Source organism: uncultured Algoriphagus sp., assembly GCF_963974365.1.
Lineage (GTDB): Bacteria > Bacteroidota > Bacteroidia > Cytophagales > Cyclobacteriaceae > Algoriphagus.
This window is the reverse complement of sequence record NZ_CAXBBX010000007.1, coordinates 209,149-230,345: the sequence shown is the minus strand read 5'-3', so window position 1 is coordinate 230,345 and position 21,197 is coordinate 209,149. Positions and strand designations below refer to the sequence as shown.

17 protein-coding genes are annotated in these 21,197 nt (G+C 41.6%); 13 read left to right on the top strand and 4 right to left on the bottom strand.

Going from position 1 to position 21,197, the window contains the following annotated elements; genetic code table 11:
- Positions 1-6 precede the first annotated feature (6 nt).
- On the bottom strand, positions 7-792 hold the full coding sequence (locus AACZ87_RS11470; RefSeq protein WP_339867274.1) for an enoyl-CoA hydratase-related protein: 786 nt from the start codon (positions 790-792) through the stop codon (positions 7-9).
- Positions 793-1,004: 212 nt separating this feature from the next.
- Here AACZ87_RS11470 and AACZ87_RS11465 point away from each other — a divergent pair, with 212 nt between their 5' ends.
- The 3 genes from AACZ87_RS11465 to AACZ87_RS11455 all read left to right on the top strand — a co-directional run bounded on the left by AACZ87_RS11465 (position 1,005) and on the right by AACZ87_RS11455 (position 5,140).
- A complete protein-coding gene (locus AACZ87_RS11465; protein ID WP_339867273.1) occupies positions 1,005-2,456 on the top strand; it encodes an NADP-dependent isocitrate dehydrogenase in 1,452 nt (483 codons plus the stop codon).
- 316 nt (positions 2,457-2,772) lie between these two features.
- Positions 2,773-4,062 carry a glycosyltransferase family 4 protein gene (locus AACZ87_RS11460; RefSeq protein ID WP_339867271.1) on the top strand — a complete coding sequence of 430 codons (1,290 nt, stop codon included), beginning with the start codon at positions 2,773-2,775 and terminating at the stop codon, positions 4,060-4,062.
- On the top strand, positions 4,043-5,140 hold the full coding sequence (locus AACZ87_RS11455) for a DegT/DnrJ/EryC1/StrS family aminotransferase (protein WP_339867269.1): 1,098 nt from the start codon (positions 4,043-4,045) through the stop codon (positions 5,138-5,140). The genes AACZ87_RS11460 and AACZ87_RS11455 overlap by 20 nt, the downstream gene beginning before the upstream one ends.
- A gap of 70 nt (positions 5,141-5,210) precedes the next feature.
- Here AACZ87_RS11455 and AACZ87_RS11450 read toward each other — a convergent pair whose 3' ends face one another.
- Both AACZ87_RS11450 and AACZ87_RS11445 read right to left on the bottom strand, forming a co-directional pair.
- The gene (locus AACZ87_RS11450) at positions 5,211-5,390 is read right to left on the bottom strand and encodes a hypothetical protein (RefSeq protein ID WP_339867267.1); all 180 of its coding nucleotides are present in this window, start codon (positions 5,388-5,390) and stop codon (positions 5,211-5,213) included.
- 12 nt (positions 5,391-5,402) lie between these two features.
- A complete protein-coding gene (locus AACZ87_RS11445) occupies positions 5,403-6,245 on the bottom strand; it encodes a VOC family protein (RefSeq protein ID WP_339867266.1) in 843 nt (280 codons plus the stop codon).
- Positions 6,246-6,547: 302 nt separating this feature from the next.
- Here AACZ87_RS11445 and AACZ87_RS11440 point away from each other — a divergent pair, with 302 nt between their 5' ends.
- The 10 genes from AACZ87_RS11440 to AACZ87_RS11395 all read left to right on the top strand — a co-directional run bounded on the left by AACZ87_RS11440 (position 6,548) and on the right by AACZ87_RS11395 (position 20,723).
- A complete protein-coding gene (locus AACZ87_RS11440) occupies positions 6,548-7,687 on the top strand; it encodes a DUF819 family protein (protein WP_339867265.1) in 1,140 nt (379 codons plus the stop codon).
- A 117-nt stretch (positions 7,688-7,804) separates the two neighbouring features.
- Positions 7,805-8,437 carry a sigma-70 family RNA polymerase sigma factor gene (locus tag AACZ87_RS11435; RefSeq protein ID WP_339867264.1) on the top strand — a complete coding sequence of 211 codons (633 nt, stop codon included), beginning with the start codon at positions 7,805-7,807 and terminating at the stop codon, positions 8,435-8,437.
- Positions 8,438-8,523: 86 nt separating this feature from the next.
- Positions 8,524-9,534 carry a FecR domain-containing protein gene (locus tag AACZ87_RS11430; RefSeq protein ID WP_339867263.1) on the top strand — a complete coding sequence of 337 codons (1,011 nt, stop codon included), beginning with the start codon at positions 8,524-8,526 and terminating at the stop codon, positions 9,532-9,534.
- A 43-nt stretch (positions 9,535-9,577) separates the two neighbouring features.
- Complete coding sequence (locus tag AACZ87_RS11425; RefSeq protein ID WP_339867261.1) at positions 9,578-13,117, top strand: SusC/RagA family TonB-linked outer membrane protein; 3,540 nt, start codon at positions 9,578-9,580, stop codon at positions 13,115-13,117.
- Positions 13,118-13,128: 11 nt separating this feature from the next.
- Positions 13,129-14,646, top strand: coding sequence for a SusD/RagB family nutrient-binding outer membrane lipoprotein (locus tag AACZ87_RS11420; protein ID WP_339867260.1), 1,518 nt, complete (start codon positions 13,129-13,131; stop codon positions 14,644-14,646).
- A gap of 61 nt (positions 14,647-14,707) precedes the next feature.
- A complete protein-coding gene (locus AACZ87_RS11415) occupies positions 14,708-15,640 on the top strand; it encodes an RraA family protein (protein ID WP_339867258.1) in 933 nt (310 codons plus the stop codon).
- A gap of 24 nt (positions 15,641-15,664) precedes the next feature.
- The gene (locus tag AACZ87_RS11410; RefSeq protein WP_339867256.1) at positions 15,665-16,942 is read left to right on the top strand and encodes a mandelate racemase/muconate lactonizing enzyme family protein; all 1,278 of its coding nucleotides are present in this window, start codon (positions 15,665-15,667) and stop codon (positions 16,940-16,942) included.
- Positions 16,943-17,006: 64 nt separating this feature from the next.
- Positions 17,007-17,984, top strand: coding sequence for an RraA family protein (locus AACZ87_RS11405; RefSeq protein WP_339867255.1), 978 nt, complete (start codon positions 17,007-17,009; stop codon positions 17,982-17,984).
- Positions 17,985-18,047: 63 nt separating this feature from the next.
- Positions 18,048-19,532 (top strand): mandelate racemase/muconate lactonizing enzyme family protein, encoded by a 1,485-nt coding sequence (locus AACZ87_RS11400; protein WP_339867253.1) that lies wholly within the window; start codon positions 18,048-18,050, stop codon positions 19,530-19,532.
- A 204-nt stretch (positions 19,533-19,736) separates the two neighbouring features.
- Positions 19,737-20,723: a bile acid:sodium symporter family protein gene (locus tag AACZ87_RS11395; protein WP_339867337.1), complete on the top strand. Its 987-nt coding sequence runs from the start codon at positions 19,737-19,739 to the stop codon at positions 20,721-20,723.
- A 1-nt stretch (position 20,724) separates the two neighbouring features.
- Here the strand turns inward: AACZ87_RS11395 and AACZ87_RS11390 are convergent, their stop codons facing one another.
- The gene (locus tag AACZ87_RS11390; RefSeq protein ID WP_339867252.1) at positions 20,725-21,144 is read right to left on the bottom strand and encodes a nuclear transport factor 2 family protein; all 420 of its coding nucleotides are present in this window, start codon (positions 21,142-21,144) and stop codon (positions 20,725-20,727) included.
- Positions 21,145-21,197 lie beyond the last annotated feature (53 nt).

Here is a 21,197-nt window from a genome sequence, read left to right as displayed (position 1 = left end):
AGGAGCTTATTCTCCTTTGAAATGCGGCTGTCTTTTTTCGAGAAATGCGGACGTTCCTTCTTTGTAGTCTCCAGATTTCACACATCTGGCAAAGCTATTTGCTTCAGTTTGAAAACCATTTTCATCCGGTACATAAGCGGAATTGACGCAGTCGATAATCATACCAATAGCAAGTGGGGCTTTGCTTAAGATTTTGGAAATGATTTCTTCAGCTTTTGCGAGGGCCTCCTCCTTAGTAGGTAATATATGATTTACCAGACCTAGAGATTTTGCTTCTTCAGCCCCGATCATATCCCCAGTCATCATAAGTTCATTGGCTTTGCCTCTACCTATGAGAATCGTCAGTCGCTGTGTACCACCGTAGCCAGGAATAATTCCAAGATTGACTTCCGGTTGACCGAATTTCGCATTTGCAGTAGCAATTCTCATATGGCAAGCCATGGCTAATTCACAGCCTCCGCCAAGCGTGTAACCATTGGTTACTGCGATTACAGGCTTGTGACAGTTTTCAATCATACTGAAAATCTCTTGCCCATTTTCAGCAAACTTCCTGGCATTCACTTCATTTAGCGAAGCGATTTCACTGATGTCAGCACCTGCTACGAAGGCTTTTTCACCCGAACCGGTGATAATCACCGCCTTGATTTCTTTGGTGTCCGAAACCTCTTCAAAAATCGACCTTAACTCCTCTAAAGTTTCAAAATTCAGCGCGTTCATTTTGTCTTCTCTGTTGATGGTCAAATGAAGTACTCCATTCTTTACATCAGTAAGGATATTTTTGAAATCAGCCATAGTTCATCGTTGAGTATAAAACAAATATACAAGCAGGGTATTCAAACCCAAACTGCATACTTAGAAAATGAATAACCTAAGGTAAACGATTATTACCCTTTTTGTAATTTAAAGCCAGATAATGTGGATTTTGTCCTAGGTCAAAAACCTGCTTCCACATTTTTATTTACTTTTGTTCAAAATCGAATTTTAACTAAATCCGCTATATTAATATGTCTTCCAAAAGAAAAATTACGGTTGCCTATGGTGACGGGATCGGTCCCGAAATCATGAAGGCTACTTTGGCGATCCTCGAAGCAGCTGGCGCTCAGCTCGAATACGATGTAATCGAAATCGGTGAGCAAGTTTATCTAAAAGGTATCAGCTCCGGAATGGAGCCGAATGCATTCGAATCGCTCAGAGAAACGAAAGTTTTCTTGAAGTCACCGATTACTACCCCTCAAGGAGGTGGTTTTAAATCGCTAAATGTAACCACGAGAACTTCTTTTGGTCTATATGCGAACGTAAGACCTTGCAAGGCTTTTTCTCCATTCATCCAGACGCATTTCCCGGAGACTGATCTGGTGATTATCCGTGAAAACGAAGAGGATTTGTATGCAGGAATCGAGCACAGACAGACTCAGGAAGTGTTCCAGTCTTTGAAATTGATTTCTAAGCCAGGTTCTGAGAAAATTATCCGATATGCATTTGAGTATGCTAAGAAATATGGTCGCAAGAAAGTGACTTGTATGACTAAGGATAATATCATGAAGTTGGCTGATGGGCTTTTCCACAAGACGTTTGACGAGATCGCGAAGGAGTATCCAGATATTAAAAATGACCACAAAATCATCGATATCGGAACAGCTTTGATCGCTGATAGACCGGAAACTTTTGATGTGATCGTTACGCTGAATCTTTACGGAGATATTATTTCTGACGTAGCAGCGCAGGTGACAGGTTCTGTAGGGCTTGGTGGTTCTGCAAACGTGGGTGAAGAAGTAGCGATGTTTGAAGCGATTCACGGATCTGCTCCTGATATCACAGGAATGGGTATCGCGAATCCATCTGGGTTGCTGAATGGCGCAATTATGATGTTGGTTCATATTGGTCAGCCTGAGATTGCTGAGAAAATCTCTAATGCTTGGATGAAGACGTTGGAAGACGGAATTCATACAGGAGATATCTACCAAGAAGGTCTTTCTACCAAAAAAGCCGGTACTGAAGAATTTGCAAATGCAGTGATCGAACGATTGGGTCAAGTGCCATCTACGATGGTTCCTGCATCTTTTGACAAGGATACTACTCCAATGAACGTATTTGTATCTCCGGTGACCAAAGCCAAGAAGGAATTGATCGGTGTCGATGTATTTGTGGATTGGGATGAAGCAGGAAGAGATCCACAGGTGTTGGGTGAGCAGCTCCGTGCTGCTAATGCTGATGGCTTGCAATTGACTTTGATCACGAATAGAGGTATCAAAGTATTCCCAGGTGGAATGAAAGAATCCTTCTGTACAGACCACTGGAGATGTAGATTCCAGACTCCTGAGCAATCCACCATTTCTCATGCTCAAATCCGTGAGCTATTGAAGCAAGTGGAAGAACTAGGTTTTGACTTTATCAAAACTGAAAATCTTTACTCATTCGATGGCGTAAGAGGCTATTCTCTAGCGCAGGGAGAGTAATAGAATTTAAAATTTGGAATTTAAAATTTCAAATTAGGATAGGGAGTGGGGTGACCTGCTCCCTTTTTTCTTTTTAAACCGCAGTGGAGGCTGAGTTTTTCGCAGAGGACGCATTTAAATATTTTGGTTCGAGTCACATGCCTTTGAATAAGTAAATAATTACTGAACTCAAGCAGATTCTTATACTAATTGGAACACTTTCGTTACATAGAGTTCTTACTGCGACTGAAAACTGAGACAGCGACTTAATGTTTTTTCTAAGATTTGATTTTATGGCCAGCTACTTGGTACTTTAGACTTAGGACATGGTACACTTATGAAGAAACGAGTTTTAATCATCACTTATTATTGGCCACCAAGTGGAGGGTCCGGCGTGCAGCGTTGGCTAAAATTCGCCAAGTATTTGCCGGAAGCAGGTTGGGAACCTGTGATTTTTACACCGGAGAATCCGGATTTTGACCTGAAGGACGAAACGCTGGAAAAGGAAATTTCCAAAGATCTGGAGGTAATGAAATTCCCGATTTGGGAACCGTACCAGCTTTTGGATAAAATCAGAGGCAAAAAAGAATCACATCCAGGAAGAGTACTGGAGCAAAAAGAACATGGTTTCATAGAAAAAGCCGCCATCTGGCTTCGTGCTAATTTGATGGTCCCTGATCCACGGGTTTTCTGGGTGAAGCCTTCGGTAAAATTCTTAACAGAATTGATTGAGAAAGGTCAGTTTCAGGCAATCATTACGACAGGTCCACCTCATTCCATGCATTTGATCGGAAGGGATTTGAAACGAGAAACTGGCATTTTCTGGTTGGCAGATTTTAGGGATCCTTGGTCTCAATGGGAGTTTTTGGACAAGCTTCCTATGCAGAATCGTGTGAGAACCAAACACAAGAAGTTGGAGCAGGAAGTATTAAGCGAAGCGGATGTGGTGACGACTATTTCTCCGACATTCCAAGAGGATTTGAAGCAGCTCGCTACGCGGAAAATTGATTTACTTACCAATGGTTTTGATGATGACGACATACCTCAGGGTTTTTCTATTGGAGAGAAAAAAGCTGGAAGTTTACACCTGGTTTACACAGGGATTATTGATTCGATTAGGAATCCAATGCCTTTGTTGAAAGCTATGAAAGAAGAATTTTCTAAGGAGAAAGGCGAGGTGAAATTTACCTTTGTAGGGAGAGTAAGTGACCAGGTTCGTGAGGAAATTGCAGCGGATTCCTGGCTTTCTGATCATGTGATTTTTGCCGGATATGTTTCACATCAAGAGGTTTTTGGTTTTTATGAGAAAGCCGATGCTTTGGCTTTGATCCTTACCAATACCAAAAATGCGAAAGGAAATATTCCTGGGAAACTCTTCGAATACATGGCGACTACTTTGCCGATACTCGCTTTAGGAGATCCTGATGGGGATTCTGCCAAGATTTTGAAAGAGGCTGGAGCAGGAGAGGTGTTTTCTCATTCCGATCATGTAGCGATTCAAGTGAGCTTGAGGAAGCTGTTTGAGCGCAGTGGGAAAGCAGATTCAGCTACAGGAATAGATCAATATTCCCGAAGAAATCTAAGTATTCAACTAGCTAACTTATTGGATGAAGGTTCCCTTTCTTGATCTCAAAAGAATGGATGAAAAGCTGAAAAATGCTTTGAAATCTAAGTTTGAAGAAATGCTTGAGAAGGGAATTTTTTCTGGAGGAGAGGAAGTAGAAGATTTCGAATCTCAAATTACAAACTACCTCCATTCTCCATTTTCAATTGCCTGTGCAAATGGAACAGATGCATTGGAACTTGCCTTGCGAGCATTAGGAATAGGGAAAGGCGATGAAGTGATTGTTCCTGCGATGACCTGGGTTTCTACGGCTGAAGTGGTGGTGATGGTTGGAGCAAAACCAATTTTTTGGGATACAGATGAAAATGGACTTTTGGCTTCGGATTGGGTAAGGGCTATTTCGCCTAAAACCAAAGCTGTAATGCCTGTTCACCTGTATGGAAAAATGGTGGACATGGAAAAGCTGATGAAGAAGGCGAGACATCACAAGCTTTTAGTTATTGAAGATGGAGCTCAGTCCTTTGGTTCTTTTCAAAATGGTAAAGCAGCAGGGACTTTTGGAGATATTGGATGTCTCAGTTTTTACCCCACAAAAAACTTGGGAGCTTTGGGAGAAGCGGGGATGTGTTTGACTAACTCCAAAGACCTAAATGACCAAATTCGATTGCTACTCAATCACGGACAGGAGATTCGTGATAAACATGATGTCCTAGGGAGAAATAGTAGGATAGATGCTATTCAAGCAGGTTTTTTGAATGTGTTTTTGAAGTATTTTGATTCATTTCAAACTACTCGAAAGAAGCTTGCAAAAATGTATTTGGAAGGACTTTCAGGAATAGAGGATTTAAAACTTCCAATGAGTATTCTGGAAGAAAATCACAATGCGCATCTTTTTGTGATTCAGACAAGTCGAAGAGATGAGCTGAGGAATTTTCTTCTGGAAAAAGGAATCGGAACAGCAATTCATTATCCGCATGTTTTGCCAGATATGAAGCCTTTTCCAAGTGAAGGAGAATTTGTAAATGCTAGAAAACTGAGCGGGCGAGGGCTATCGTTGCCCTTAAATCCTTGGATGAAGGAAGAGGAAATTGACTTTGTGCTATCTGAAATCAAGAAGTTTTACCTTACCGGAGATTTATAACCTACAAGAAAAATGGTCAAGGTTGCGATTTCCTTGACCATTGTTTTTGAATATTGATTATTGAGTTTTTTTACCAGCGCATTCCACCACCATACATCCCTACATTGACATGAGGCGACATGCCGTATCCACCATACGGGCCACCGTAGTAACTCATACCTACACCGCCTGATACATACATATTTGCGCAAGCAGTGACCAGCAAGGATGCACAAACGATTAAACCGAATAGTAATAGTTTCTTCTTCATTTCGATGTTGGATTAAGGATTGTAAACTTGAATTGCTACTGGTGCTCCGGTAGGGTCCATCAATAAGGCGACATTGCCATTTCTGATTTCAGGGTTTGGCTCTACCAGTACTTTTGCGCCAGCTTTAGTCGCTTTTGCAAGAGTTTCTTTTAGATCAGCTACTCTGATATAAGGAACCCAATGTGAGCGTACTGTTGGAGCTGGATTTTTTAGCATTCCGGCGCAATTCATATCCCCCATTTTGAAAATGGTGTATGGGACTTTTTGAGTGTCAGTTTCCTCAGCAGTGTAGCCTACGACATTCGCATAAAAGGAAGCCGATTGAGTAGGTTCATTGGACCAAAGTTCCTGTCCCAAAAATGTATTGACTTCAGCTAGAGCCGGTTCTGGATCACCGTTTGAAAGTTTGATTAGAGAAATGCTAGCTCCTTGTGGATCTTGAATAAAAGAGATGGATCCTCTTTCATCTACGTTCATCGCTTTCTTGATGATTTTGGCTCCCTGAGCTTTTGCTTTAGTTGTAGCATCGGTCACGTCATCAACAGATATGGCTCCGATCCATTCGCCTGAACCATTCTCAGTTTGGTAATATGCCATGAGGGCAACGGGTTTATCTTCGTTTTTGAAGACCCAAACCATTTTGTCTCCTTCTCCATGCGGAATAGTTGTCCATCCAAAAACTGCCTCATAAAAAGCTGCGGAAGCCTCAGGATTAGGTGAAGCCAGATCATGCCAAACTACCCTTCCAGGCGTGTACGAGCTCTCCCCGATTTGCGAAGCGATGGGTGGAGTAGCACCTGGAGTACAAGCGAATCCCATACAGGCCAAAGCAATACTTGTAAAGATTTTTTTCATTGTGTGAGTTAAAAGTGATTTGAAGGCATAAGATAAGGCTATTTTAAAATAGTTTAGGCTGATTGTTCGCAATTATGCCAGCTGTGGTGTCCACTTGGTTTAATGGGATGGTAGACCTGCTTGGCCGTGAGTAATGGGGTATAGAAGTTTCCGTATTGCTTGTGAGTGCCATTTATTAAGATGCATTTAGTGTTTTTTTACAGCAATTGCAGAAATAGATTTAAAACTATCATCTGAGAATAAGGAAAGTAAATGAGGGATTATTCTAAAAGCGATAAGCCAATTTTTGCCTAATTTCCCACATGACTTGGACTCAAGACCCTCTATATGTAAGTGGAATGCTTTGTGTGATCGTATTGCTAGCTGTTTGGCTTGCAAAATTCAAGGGCTGGAAGACTTTGGGAACTCCAATTTTAGTGATTTTGATAGCTGCTTTATTGGCTAATGCGGGTGTAATCCCAACAGCTACTTCCGGTAATCCAGTTTATACCGGGATTTTTCTCTATCTGGCACCGATGGGAATCTTCATCGCTCTTTTGGAAGTGGATCTTAAAAGTCTGAAGAAGGCAGGTGCTTCTATGTTGTTTATGTTTGGTGTGGGTGGACTGGGGACGATCATTGGGGTATTAGTAGCTTGGTTTTTGGTGAATCCCGCAGCTCAACTAGGCGATATGGCAAACGCGGTAGCAGGAATGTACACGGGAACTTATATCGGCGGAAGTATAAATTTCAATGCAATAGCTCTGAGTTACCACGTCAATGAAAATGTGGATTTGTATGCCGCAACCACCGTCGTAGATAGTTTAGTAGGAACCGTTTGGATTATTGCCACCTTGATCGCACCCAAGTATTTGCAGGTTTTATTTCCTAGAGAAAAGTTACTTCCTGTGGCTGCTGAATCTCAACCAATTAAAAACGAAGAGTCGATTAGCATAGCAAGCTTGTCGACTATTTTAGGTTTGGCGTTTTTGGCTATGGCGGTTTCCAAATTCGTTTTTGAGCTTTTTCCTCAAATCCCAGAGATTTTAATACTCACGACACTCGCTTTGATTTTGGCACAAATGCCTTTAATAAAGAACTTGTCAGGAACTCATACGCTAGGGTTTTTTCTTATACTCTTGTTTTTAGCGGCGATTGGAGCATTGTGCGACCTGAGCACGCTCAAAGGTCTAGGAGATCTGGCAGGGATTCTCTTTTTGTTTGTGGGTATTCTTGTTCTGGTTCACGGAGCCGTGATCTTTGGAATCGGTGCGCTTTTCAAAGTAGACTGGGATGTGATCGCTGTGGCTTCTCAGGCGAATGTGGGCGGTAATACTACTGCCTTAGCTTCCGCCGAAAGCTTGAATCGCCCAGATCTTCTTATTCCAGGTGTCCTGGTGGGTAGTTTGGGTAATGCGCTGGGGACTTATGCTGGGTTTTTTATAGCAGGGATGCTGGGTTGATTTAACTTTTATAATAGTTTGTCTATGGTTATTTTTCAATGTCTAAAATAAGTATTTGATATAGATCAAAAAACTTACTACCTTAAAAACGAAATTTACAGCAATAAAATTTTGAATATGGGTAGTACAGTTGATCTATTTATTTCAAAAAGCCCAAAGTCTTCCTTTAGTTCTCAATCTGACGACAAAGTATTGTGGCTAAGTGTGAGAAAGGGGAATGACCTTGCATTTTCAAATTTGTACCAACGCTTTTCTAATTTACTTTTCAATTACGGAATGCATTTTTGCTATAACCGTGAGCTTGTTAAAGACTGCATCCAGGAGCTTTTTACCAATATTTGGAATAGACGAGAAGGGCTTTCTGAGATTGATTCTGTCAAATATTACCTTTTTAAATCATTTCGGAATCTACTCATACAGCACATTACACGCGACCGTAAACTTTATTCAGAGCTGAATGAAGATAGCCAATCAATTGAATTTGCATCATCTATCGAAGAAGAGTTGATTTCCCAAGACTATTTGAAGGATAATAAAAGCAAAGTTGCTAATGCACTGGCTAAAATCTCAAAGAGGCAGCGTGAAATCGTAGTTCTCAAATATTTCAATGACCTCAGTTATGCTGAGATTTCCAGTATCATGTCTATCACTCCGGCTTCTGCCCATAATCTACTTTCAAAGGCCTTGCAATGCTTGAAAGTTGTGCTCAAAGCATTATTGTTTGCATCATACTTAAACTATTTAGCTTAGTTTTTTTGCTTTTGAATTTTTTTTGAAAAAAATGATGAGGTTTTAGCACTTCTACACTCTTATAGGTAATAACCAAAAGAGACCTAGTGAATCATCAACCTTCAGATTACTCTAATTTTTCAATAGATGACTTTGTCATAGATCCATTTTTCAAGGAATGGGTGCTTTATTCTGACCCAATTCACGATGAGTTTTGGATGGATTGGAAGGATTCTAATCCATCTAAAGTGGCGTTGATCGATGAAGCAAAAAGGTTGGTTTTGAGTTTGGAACATGCAAAGCTTGAGATGAAACCAAGTGAAATGCTTTCAGTTTGGGGCGCCATCCAAAGCGAGATCAAGCAGCCCCCAAAGTTTTCTAAGCCAACTCCAGACAGGAGGTTTTTCTGGCCTTTTGCCTCTGCTGTGGCGTCTTGCGCATTGGTATTTCTAGCTTGGTACTGGTATAATTTGCCAAAAGAAATCGAATACCAATCTGCATTTGGAGAGACGAAAGAGCTTATGCTTCCTGATGGTTCAAAAGTGATTTTGAATTCAAATTCCAAACTGACTTTTATTGACAATTGGGAGGGTCAGATGGCAAGAGAGATTTGGATAGAGGGAGAGGCATTTTTTAGTGTAGTCCATAAGAAAGATCATCAACCTTTTAAGGTTTTAAGTTCTCAAAATGTAGCCATAGAGGTGTTGGGGACGGAATTCAATGTCTATAACCGGTCTCAAGAAACAGAGGTTGTGCTCACCTCAGGGTTGGTTACGTTAAGTTTTCCGGTGAAGGAGAAAGAAGGCAAGATCGTGATGAGTCCAGGTGAGTTGGTGGAGTTTAAGGAAAATAAGTTCCAGCGGAAAAAAGTAAACACATCGCTTTATACCTCATGGAAGGATAATGTATTTCATCTGGATGAAACAAGCCTAGGTGAAATCATAAAAATGGCCAGAAATAATTACGGAATTGAAATAGAAATACAGGATGAGGAGGTGCTATCCCAAACTGCATCTGGCTCAATGCCACTTGGAGATTCAGCGGAGTTTATGGATCAGATCTCCAAAATATTCAACATTGAAATAGTAAACGAGAGAAATAAGTACCTGATTAAATAACCCAAAATGAAGTATTCCCCAAATAACCTAAAACCTGTTTACAATGAGAAAGTTTGTACTACTGATGTGTATGAGCTGTTCGATTTCTTGGTTTGCAGCTGCGCAAGTCGAGGGATTGTTAGCTTCAGAAAAACGCCTAGATACCTATACGTCTAGGAATGAAAACAAGGATCTAAAAGAGGTCTTGACCCAATTCGAGCATAAATTTAATGTCTCGATCGCATACAAGGATGAGTTAGTTCAATCAAAAAAGATCAAGCCATCGAATTCTCCCTTTAATTCTGTAGAAGAGGGATTGAAAGTGATCCTGAAAGAAACAGGACTCAGCTACGAAAAAGCTGGCGATACTTTTTATGTGATATTTCAAGCTAAGTCTGGCCAATCAGCCAAAGATTCTGAATTGAAATATATTCAAGCAACTAACTATTTACCCATTTCGGATAATAAGATTAGCGCTAGCGGTTCGAAGACTACAAGGAATTCCCTACTCAAAAAGGAACGCCAAAGAATTCCTGTAACGGGGAGGATTACTGATGAGACAGGAGCGGGCTTTCCTGGCGTCAATATCCTGTTGAAGGGAACTTCAGTGGGTTCTGTTTCTGATAATTCAGGTACCTATGCTATCGATGTTGAAAGTGAAGCTTCTGTATTGGTGTTTTCCTTTGTCGGATACCTCAATCAAGAAATCACAGTTGGAAACAGGTCGGAAATCAACATCACCATGGTAGTAGACGAGAGCGATCTAGAAGAGGTAGTCGTAACAGCTTTGGGCATAGAAAAATCCGCTAAAAGCCTTGGTTATGCTACTTCCACTGTGAAATCTGACGAGTTGACCATCAATAGAACGCCAAATGTCATGAATGCCCTTCAAGGGAAAGTGGCAGGTGTATCCATCTCAGCATTAGGAACTGGTCCCGGCGGAACATCAAAAATCCGAATTAGAGGTCAGTCTTCTATTTCTGGTCAAAATAGCCCTTTGATTGTAGTAAACGGCGTTCCGATTGACAATACCAACTTTGGTACGAATCCAAATAGCAGCGGATCAGATAGTTCAATTGGAGTTCGTGGTGGAGGAAATACTTCGGATGGTGGTGATGGTCTATCTAGTATTAATCCTGATGATGTACAGACTATGACCATTCTGAAAGGTGCCGCTGCCGCTGCACTTTATGGATCCAGAGCAAAAGACGGAGTGGTCATGATTACTACCAAGAGTAAAAATGATTCTCGGGGAATAGGTGTCACTTATAACCTCAACTACACCAATGAAGCCCCTTTGGACTTTACTGATTACCAATATGAGTATGGTCAAGGCGAACAGGGTGTCAGACCAACTACTCCAAATCCAACTTCAGGCCAATGGTCGTTTGGAGAGAAATTCCAACCTGGCATGACACAAATGCTTTTTGATGGAGTAACGGTGCCTTATGAGCCTGTAAAGGGAATTATCAATGATTTTTTTCGAAATGGTCAGAACATGACCAATTCCATAACGCTCGCTACCTCCACAGAGAAAGGTGGTATGAGCTTGTCTTTCTCCGATCTGAATAGCAAAGGTATTGTACCAAATAACACGTACAACAGAAAGACAATCAACTTAGGTTTTGGCTATGACTTGACATCCAAATTGAGCTTCAAAGGTAATTTCAACTATTCTGTAGAGGACAATAAAAATCCTCCAAATATCGGGGAGCAGGACAATACCATTCCAGTTGCCCTTTACAATATGGCGAACTCCATGCCGCTAAATGTACTGGATGAAAATAAATACGATGCTAATGGAAATGAAGCTGTTTACTCTAGATTCCGTAATCGTACCAATCCATACTTCACGCTTGAAGAGCAATTTCAAAATATCAAAAGGGATAGGATTTTTGGAAACGTAGCTGTGAAATATGAGCTTTTTCCTTGGTTGTTTGTCCAAGGGAGAGTAGGGGAGGATTACTGGTCCCGTGATCAGGATTACAACAACTTCCCTACAGGTCAGGCATCCAGAGCTGCTGCCCCAGCTGGTTTTGTCAATGGGGTTTATACGCAGGAGTCACGCAGATTCCGTGAGATCAACACAGATTTCTTGATTAATGCGAATAAAGAATTTGGTGATTACACCATCAATGCAAATTTCGGAGGCAATCACATGCAGCGAAGGTCTGATCGGAATAGTGTTCAGGTTACCGACTTCGTAGTTAGAGATCTCTACACAGTTCAGAATGGTAGAGCAAAAGATCCGATTTACGATCTGAATGAGCGGGCAGTTAACTCACTTTATGGATCAGCGGAAGTGTCGTTCAAGGATATGCTGTTTTTGACAGGAACAGTTAGAAACGATTGGTTCTCCACACTTTCGGAGGAAAACAGAAGTATTGTTTATCCTTCTGTTTCAGCCAGCTGGGTGTTCACTGAGAATTTCGGTAAAACAGGTTGGTTGAATTTTGGCAAGCTGAGAGTGGCGTATGCTGAAGTGGGAAGTGACGCAGATGTAGGAGCATATTCCAATGTGCTTTTCTATGGAATCAATAATAACCTTTTTGGTGGTCAGCCGATCGGAGGTCCAAATGGGACCAATCTTCCAAATCCCAATTTGCGTCCAATGAGAATCGGAGAAGCTGAAGTGGGTTTTGAACTGAGCATGTTACAAGGCAGAGTTAGCCTCGACATGGCTGCCTATAGAAAGCTTACGACAGATCAAATCGTTAGTGCACAGATTTCAGATGCCTCAGGATTTGTAAATACATCTATCAATAGTGGTCAAAGTGAAAATAAAGGAGTAGAAATGCTCTTGACCTTGGTTCCAGTTGAGAATGAGAAGTTCACGTGGGAATTCACCACAAATGCCGCATACAATAAAACTGAAGTACTTAGTCTGCTTACTGATACGCCTGGAGAACGAATTACGGTAGGAACGCACGTTTTCAATGGTGAATTGAGACAAATCGTAGGAATGGAAATGGGGCAAGTGGCAGGATTTGGCTATAAAAGAGATGATCAAGGAAGAAAGATTTTCGGTGCTAATGGAATTCCCCTTAGAACTACAGATCTGGTCAATTTCGGGAGTGCCTTACCAAATTGGGTAGGTGGCTTCAACAACTCCTTCAATTACAAAGGAGTCATGCTTTCCTTCCTGATAGATTTCAAATTGGGGAATATCATGCTTTCAGGTACTAATTTCAATGCTACTCGACATGGTCTTCATAAGATGACGCTCGAAGGAAGAGAAGGAGGTGTAGTAGGCGAGGGAGTGAATGAAGCAGGTGAAATAAATACAGTAGTTGCACCAGTCCAATCTTACTGGGAAGTCGTGAGGTCTCAGGCATTAGTGGAGCCTGTCATTTATGATGGGGGCTATTGGAAGCTTCGGCAGATCACATTAGGCTATGACTTTACCAAGCATTTACCTGAGAAGCAACCATTCAAATCCGTGAAACTGAATTTTGTTGCGAACAATGTTTTCATGATAAAGAAATGGGTTGACAATATTGATCCAGAATCTTTCGGCTACTCTTCGGATAATTTGGTCGGCATGGAGTCCACTGGACTACCATCTACCAGAGGTTTAGGTTTTAATCTTAATGTCAAATTCTAAGCTATACAGACATGAAAAAGATACTTAATTACATATTTATAGTTTCCATTCTGGTGTATTCATCAGCATGTGACAGCAATTTCGACGAACTTAATACCAATAAGGTCAGTGCAACTTCTATTGATCCGGCATTTCAGTTAAACAATGCCATTATTGGAAGTGCATATAGTACAGGTACGCTGATTTATGAGATCGGGGTGGTTCAACAGATCGTTTCTCCTAATTCTGGCCTGCTCACGGGAGCTAACTATAACCAAGACAATCGAGGAGTCACAGATGACAGTTGGCAGGCATATTATCGCAATGTCATCAAAAACACAAAAGATGTCATCAGTCAGATAAAAGAGGATCCTTCTCGGGAAAATCTATACCACATGACAAGAATCATTCAGGCAAATGCCTATATGGTTTTGACCGATACTTACGGGAGTGTTCCATACTTTGAAGGAGGGGTTGGGTATTCACAGCAAATATATCTGCCTGTATATGATAGCCAACAAGTGATCTACACTGATTTAATCAAGGAATTGTCAGAGGCATCTGCCGCTTTGAATCCTTCTGGACGCATCGAAACTGCAGATATTCTGTATGCAGGTGATATCATGAAGTGGAAAAGTTTTGGCTATTCATTACTTCTACGAGCAGGCATGAGACTTAGTGAAGTTGATCCTACTACAGCTCAGTCCGTGGTGCAACAAGCTTTTCAAGGCGGGGTGATTCTTACCAATTCCGAAAATGCTTCTCTCAAGCATGATCCTAATTATACGAATCCTATAGGCAACTTGCTTAATGCTACTGAGGCTTCCAATTTCTATTTGACAGAGCCATTTGTAGAATATTTGCGAAGCAAAAATGATCCTAGACTTCCCGCAATTGCTATTACTTACGTCGGTGCAAAATCCGGTCCTGAGCAAACTCCTGCGAATGGTACCTATGCAGCGGATGTACATGTGGGTATGCCAATGGGGAATGATAATGCAGGAGCAGTAAAAGCAGCATCCGATTTAGGATTAGCTAGTTTCTATGAATTTGCGCAGGCAGATAGAAGGAGATTGGCAAAAAATACAGCACAGAACTTTCTGGTAACAGCCTCTCAAAACTACCTACTATTGGCAGAAGCCAGACAAAGAGGGTGGATTACTTCAGGAGATGTAGAATCTTACTTTAATGCGGGCGTGCGTGCGCACATGCTTCAATTGGGGACGGTAGATGAAGGGTCTTCTATTGCACTGGGAGAAATAGATGCATATCTATCGGCAAATCCATTTGATTCTTCCAAAGCAATGGAGCAAATAGGAATGCAATACTGGGTATCCTCCTTTCTGAATGGACCTGAAGCATTCGCGAATTTCAGAAGAACAGGATTTCCAATTCTTCAAGCAAATCCTTATCAGGGTAGGGAAGTAGAGTTTATCAACCGACTGACTTATCCAAATTCAGAGATTTCAGTAAATTCTGAGAATGTTCAAGCTGCAATTTCTGCACAAGGGGCTGACAACCTAGCTACTAAAGTTTGGTGGGACAAATAAGTATAGAACCGAACTTGGAAAATCCAGGCTCGGTTTATTTTGATTTTAGTTATATTCCAAAATGAAAAAAACCTATATAACCTTGCTGTTTTTATTCTTTATTGGAATAGATTCTTTTGCTCAACAGATTTCAAAAGAGGAAATGCTCTTTCTGACCCAAGAATGGAAGGGAGAAAGATTTGAAGATGGTCGCCCTAAAGTGTCTGATGACCTGCTGAGGCGTATGAGAATAGTGACTCATGATGAAGCATGGGCAGTAATGAAAAATGCAGGCTACAAATATCAATATGCCGATGGCTGGGAAATGATCAATCCGGACAGCATAATGGTAGGAAGAGCACTGACGGCTACTTTTATGCCAGGCAGACCAGACATTCACGGGGCTATTGATGCACGTGGGAAAGCTGAAGGGAAGAAAGGGCAAAATGTCTGGCCAGTAGATTTGTTGGTGAAAGGCGATGTCTATGTCGCCGACCAATTTGGTATTCATGATGGAGGTCCTACCATAGGTGACAATGTAGGTAATGCCATTTTTGCAAACTCAGGAAATGGAATCGTTTACAATGGAGCGATCAGAGACATCGCCGGGCTTAAGGAAATTGGTGGATTCACTTCCTATTACCGTAGCTACCATCCTTCCCATCACAATCAACCTAGAGATTTGAATACAATGCTAATCGGAATTAATAAACCTACAAAAATCGGTCAAGCTACGGTGATGGCTGGGGATGTGGTTTTAGGTCGTGATGGAGCAGTATCCTTTATTCCTGCACATCTCGTGGAGCAGGTGGTAGTTACTTCAGAAGTAGTTCGATTGAGAGATATGTTTGGACATGAGCGAATCAGAGAAGGAAAATACACCGCCGGAGATATCGACACGAGATGGTCTGATGAAATAGAAAAAGACTTTTCACAGTGGCTCGAATCCCATATAGATGAATTACCTATAGCTAGAGAACAAATCCAAGAAATTCTAAAAAACAGAACTTGGTAATTTTAAATACAACCCTTAAAACCTATGAAATCTAAAAATTCAAGAAGATCCTTTCTCCAAAAAGGAGCAGTAGCTGGCTTGGCTGGAGCTGGCATGTTATCCACTTTTGGGCAAGGATTGAATGCTGCTGTAGTCAAGCAAAACCCTTATTCCAATCCGTCAGACCTAAAGATCACAGATGTGAAATGCGGCTATGTAAGAGGTGCCGTTTATGTGAAAATCTATACCAATCAAGATGTTTGGGGCTGTGGAGAGGCAGTTGATGCGATCCAAGGAACTTATTATATGATCAAGCGGATGGGTAATCAGCTCAAAGGGCAAAATCCTTTAAATCCCAATCGTCTTGCAGAGCAAATCCGGAAGGGAGCTTTTTTTGGTGGTGCACAGTCTGGAGTTTTTGTGGCTGTTCTCACAGCAATTGAGACTGCACTTTGGGATATTACAGGAAAAGTGTTTAATGTTCCTGTTTACCAATTATTGGGAGGGAAGTTCAGGGATAAAATTCGTGTTTACTGCGACACTGCGCTATATACTTCTACCAATCCTACTCCAAATGATTATGCTATGGCCGCGCGAAATGCAGTGTCCAAAGGCTATAATGCTGTAAAATTTGACGTGGACGATGCTAGAGATCCGAATAAATATGACCGCTTCAACTGGACCGCGAGTCCCGCAGAAGTAGACAGAATGTACAATGCCATCGCTGCAGTGAGGGAAGAAGTGGGCCCAAACATTGATATATGCGTGGATATGCATGGTAGATACGATGCGGTCACTGGAATGAAAATGGCGAAAGCCTACGAACCTTTAAACTTAATGTTTTTAGAAGAACCTATTCCTGCTGATAATCCGGAAATGTATAAGCACATCACTCAAGAGACGAGTACACCTATTTGTGCCGGTGAGAATATTTACCTCGCTTACGGTTTTACCAAGTTACTTTCTGATGGAGCACTCAATATAATTATGCCGGATTTGCAAAAAGCAGGCGGACTCGGTGAAGCACAGCGTATCGCCAATCTGGCAAATCTTTATTATGTGCCTTTTTCTCCTCACATGGTTGCTTCTTTCTTAGGCGCAATGGCCAGTTGTCACGTCTGCGCTTCTGTGCCCAACTTCCAGATTATGGAATGGCAAATCTACATGGACACAGATGACTTATGGAAAGATATCGTCACTTACGATGGTCCAAGAACTGAAAATAGCTTTATCACAGTCTCTGAAAAACCAGGTATCGGAGTGGAAATCAACGAAGAAGGAATGAAAAAGCATGCAGTTCCCGGCATTCCTTTTTTTGAATAGATAATGAATATAAAGGTGGTTGCCAATTCAAGGCAACCACTGCTTAAATCAAATAACCCAGCTTATGATCTCAGTTTCAATAAGACCCAATTTCACAAAAAAAACACTAGTTGCAGTAACTCTTTTTGCTGCCCTAGGAATTTCCACTATTTCTAATTCAACTGCTCAAAATGTAGGAGCTTCTCCAGAATACATCAAAGCGCTCACTTCAGATTGGACTGGAGAAAGATCCGCAGATGGGAGACCGAAAGTTTCTGATTCAATTCTGGAGCGCCTTAAAAACATCTCAATAGAAGAAGCATGGGGCGTTTTGAGAAATAAAGGCTATCAAAACCAATACGAAGGCGAGTGGCAAATCATGCTACCAGAAGAGGCTATGACAGGTAGAGTGGTGACGGCTCAATATATGCCTCTAAGACCGGATTTGGAGAAGCAAGTCAAAGATCAAGGAGTAGAAAAAGAGGGGAGATCTCCAAAAGGAGGGACGAACTCCTGGCCTATAGATATTCTTACTAACGGAGATGTATATGTGGCCGATGGCTATGGGAAAATCGTCGACGGAACGCTGATCGGAGATAATCTCGGCAATGCCATCTATGCCAAATCCCAACGTGGAGTAATCTTCAACGGATCTGTGCGCGATCAGGAAGGGCTTTCTGAGATAGAAGGCTTCAATGCTTGGATGAAAGGTCAAGATCCGTCCTATATCCAACAAATGATGCTTACTTCAATTAACAGTCCTATTCGAGTTGGTAGAGCTACGGTGCTTCCTGGAGATGTGGTTTTGGCTAAAAAATATGGGGTGATTTTTATTCCAGCATATCTGGTAGAGGAGCTTGTGTTGACTTCTGAAGTGACAGGATTAAGAGATGAATTTGGCCACCAAAGACTTCGTGAAGGAAAATACTTAGCTGGTCAGATAGATAGCCAATGGACGGATGAGATTAAGAAAGACTTTCTCAACTGGTTGAATAACTACCCTGGAAAACTTCCAATGACTAAGCAGGAATTGGATGATTACCTGAAGGAGAGAAACTATTGATTTCTTGAAATTCTATAAAGCTGCAATACTCAAAAATTCTTTAACCCAATAAACCTAATTGACATGAAAAACACCTTACAACACCTCATTCAGAAAAATAAGGAGCAGGAGCGTGCCTATACTGCACAGCGCCAAGCTGAAATCGACAACCCACTGACAAAAGATAATAGGAGAGATTTTTTGAAAAAAACTGCACTTGGCGGCTTGAGTTTAACTGCGTTAATGGGACTTAGTATTGAAGATACCATGGCTGAGACCACTAAGAATGTACGTCGTGCATCCGCGCCTTCCGACTTGAAAATCACTGATTTACGATATGCGCACACCAACGTGATGGGTGGTACGGCCATTCTTCGAATTGATACTAACCAAGGGATTTATGGGCTAGGGGAAGTACGTGATGGAGCTGATCCTAAATATGCTTTGATGCTGAAGAGCAGAATATTGGGTGAGAACCCTTGTAACGTGGAGAAGATTTTTAAAATTATCAAGCAGTTTGGTGGACAATCCCGTCAAGCTGGTGGTGTCTGTGGCGTAGAAATGGCACTTTGGGATCTGTGTGGCAAAGCTTACAATGTACCTGCATGGCAGCTGCTTGGAGGAAGATATCGAGATTCTATTCGTCTTTATGCTGATACTCCTGAGGCTAGTTCCCCTGAAGAGCAGATGAAACTGATCAAATTTAGAACGGAAGAGCAGGGATATACTTGGTTGAAAATGGATGTGTCCATCGGTGAGATCATGGATATTCCCGGATGTCTAGTAAATCCTGAAATCTTCAAAAACGGACGAAGTCAGTGGTCAGGTGGGTACATGTCTTATGGTAACACTGCCCATCCATTTACTGGTGTCCAAATCACAGAAAAAGGACTGGATGAGCTGGCAAAAATCGTAGATCACGTTCGCGGCATGGTAGGCTACGATATTCCGCTTTCTACGGATCATTACGGACATTTTGACTTGAACAATTGTATCCGACTAGGTCAAGCACTTGACAAATACCGTCTGGCTTGGCTGGAAGATATGGTGCCTTGGCAAATGTGGGAGCAACATAAAACGATCACCACTGCTCTCAATACACCAACTACGACAGGTGAGGATATTTACCTTCTGCAATATTTCAAAGACTTGATCGATAACCACGCGGTAGACATTATTCATCCGGATTTAGCTTCTTCTGGAGGCCTGCTTGAGACTAAGCGAATTGCTGATTATGCAGAGGAAAAGGGTATCTCCATGGCGATGCACCAGGCTGGAACACCGGTTTCTTTTATGGCAAATGTACATTGCGCTGCAGCCACTCAAAATTTCCTAGCTCTTGAGCATCACTCTGTGGATGTACCATGGTGGGAGGATTTAGTAACCATGACTGGTGGAGGAAAAATGATCGATAAAGGTTATGCGCCAGTTCCTCTGGATGCTCCAGGCTTAGGAATCGAATTGAATGAAGAGGTGGTGAAAGCTCACCTTCATCCATCTGATAGCTCTTATTTTGCCCCTACTGATATGTGGAACGAAAAGCGTTCTCACGATAGAACCTATAGTTAAGAAATACCTATTTTACCGATGGATTAACCCGGGAGCTAGATTTGAAATCTGGTTTTCGGTTTAAATTCAAGTGAACTCACCCAAAATACCGTCATTTTGAATCCAAAAATCACCAAAGCACTTTCAATACTTACAGTTGTATTATTCTTAGCCGCATTGGCTACCAGTCTCTTTTCAGGAATCGCAAACGCCGGGTTTCTTTGGATCGGTTTTTTCTTTGTTTGCGCAATTGCCTTTTTGGGAAGCACACATCTCAAAGGTTATGCCTATTCCATGATGATCTTTGGGTCGGTTGCTTTAGCTCTTTATTTTCCCCAATACTTCATCGAGTACAATGGGTATAAGTTCAGCGCTTCAATCGTCCCGCTGATTCAGATAATTATGTTTGGCATGGGGACATCCATGAGCATTAAAGATTTCCTTGGAGTCGTGAAAATGCCCAAGGGAGTTTTGATAGGTGTACTCTGTCAGTTTTCCATTATGCCTTTCATTGGTTATACACTCGCGAAAATGAGCGGGTTTCCACCTGAAATAGCTGCTGGGATGATTTTGATAGGTTGCTCTCCGAGTGGAATGGCTTCAAATGTCATGGCTTTTCTTGCCAGAGCAAATCTTGCGCTTTCCATTACTGTAACTTCAGTTACCACTTTATTGGCGCCTTTTGTCACTCCTTTTTTGATGGGCTGGCTAGCAGGAGAATTTGTTGCGATTGATGTGGTGGATATGATGTTTAGCATTGTGAAAATGGTCATCATACCAATCGGTGCAGGTTTGTTGTTTAATTATTTTCTTCGTGGCAAAGCTAAATGGCTGGATGATCTCATGCCTATAATTTCTATGGCAGCCATCGCCCTGATTCTGGTAGTGATAGTAGCTGCAGGCAGAGATAGTCTGTTGGATATCGGTCCATTGCTGATTGTGCTGGTGATTGCTCATAATCTCTTTGGCTATGTGCTTGGGTATTGGGCGAGTAGATTATTTAAACTCAGCGAAAAAGATTGCCGAACCATTGCGATAGAAGTGGGAATGCAAAATGGAGGTCTAGCCTCCGGTATTGCCAAGGAGATGGGAAAGATCGCAACAGTTGGCTTAGCTCCTGCTGTATTTGGACCTTTTATGAATGTCAGCGGTTCTATACTTGCTTCATATTGGCATAAGAAACCTATAGAACCGGAGAAAATAGCTGAATAATCTAAGGCAGTTTGTATGCCTGACGGGCCAGTAATTTCCACTGGCCCTTTTCTTTGTGCCAAACTAGGATCACTCCAATTTTTATCGAATTACTTGTACCACCATCCAAAACGTCTGCTGCCAAATTATGACGAACGATAGCCACATCTTTTTCTACTTGAATGCTTTGATCTTGAAAATCGACTTTTGCAAAATCGGAAGCACCAGTTACCAAAGCTTCAATGAACTGCGCCTGGTTTTCCAGTTTTCCACTGGAGTGACCATAGCTTAGGTTGATAGAGCTGATCTCGCTAAGATTGGCAATAGTGGGATCGATCAATGCTACTCGCAGTTTTTCTACTTGAGAAGCTACATCTTTTTCTACTTGCGCAAAAGCAAAAGTGGCAGAAAGGAAAAGGGCAATTGTTAAAATGGTTTTCATAGGGTTTATCAGGAATTTAGTGAAACACCACAAATCGACTAAGGATTTGAAAG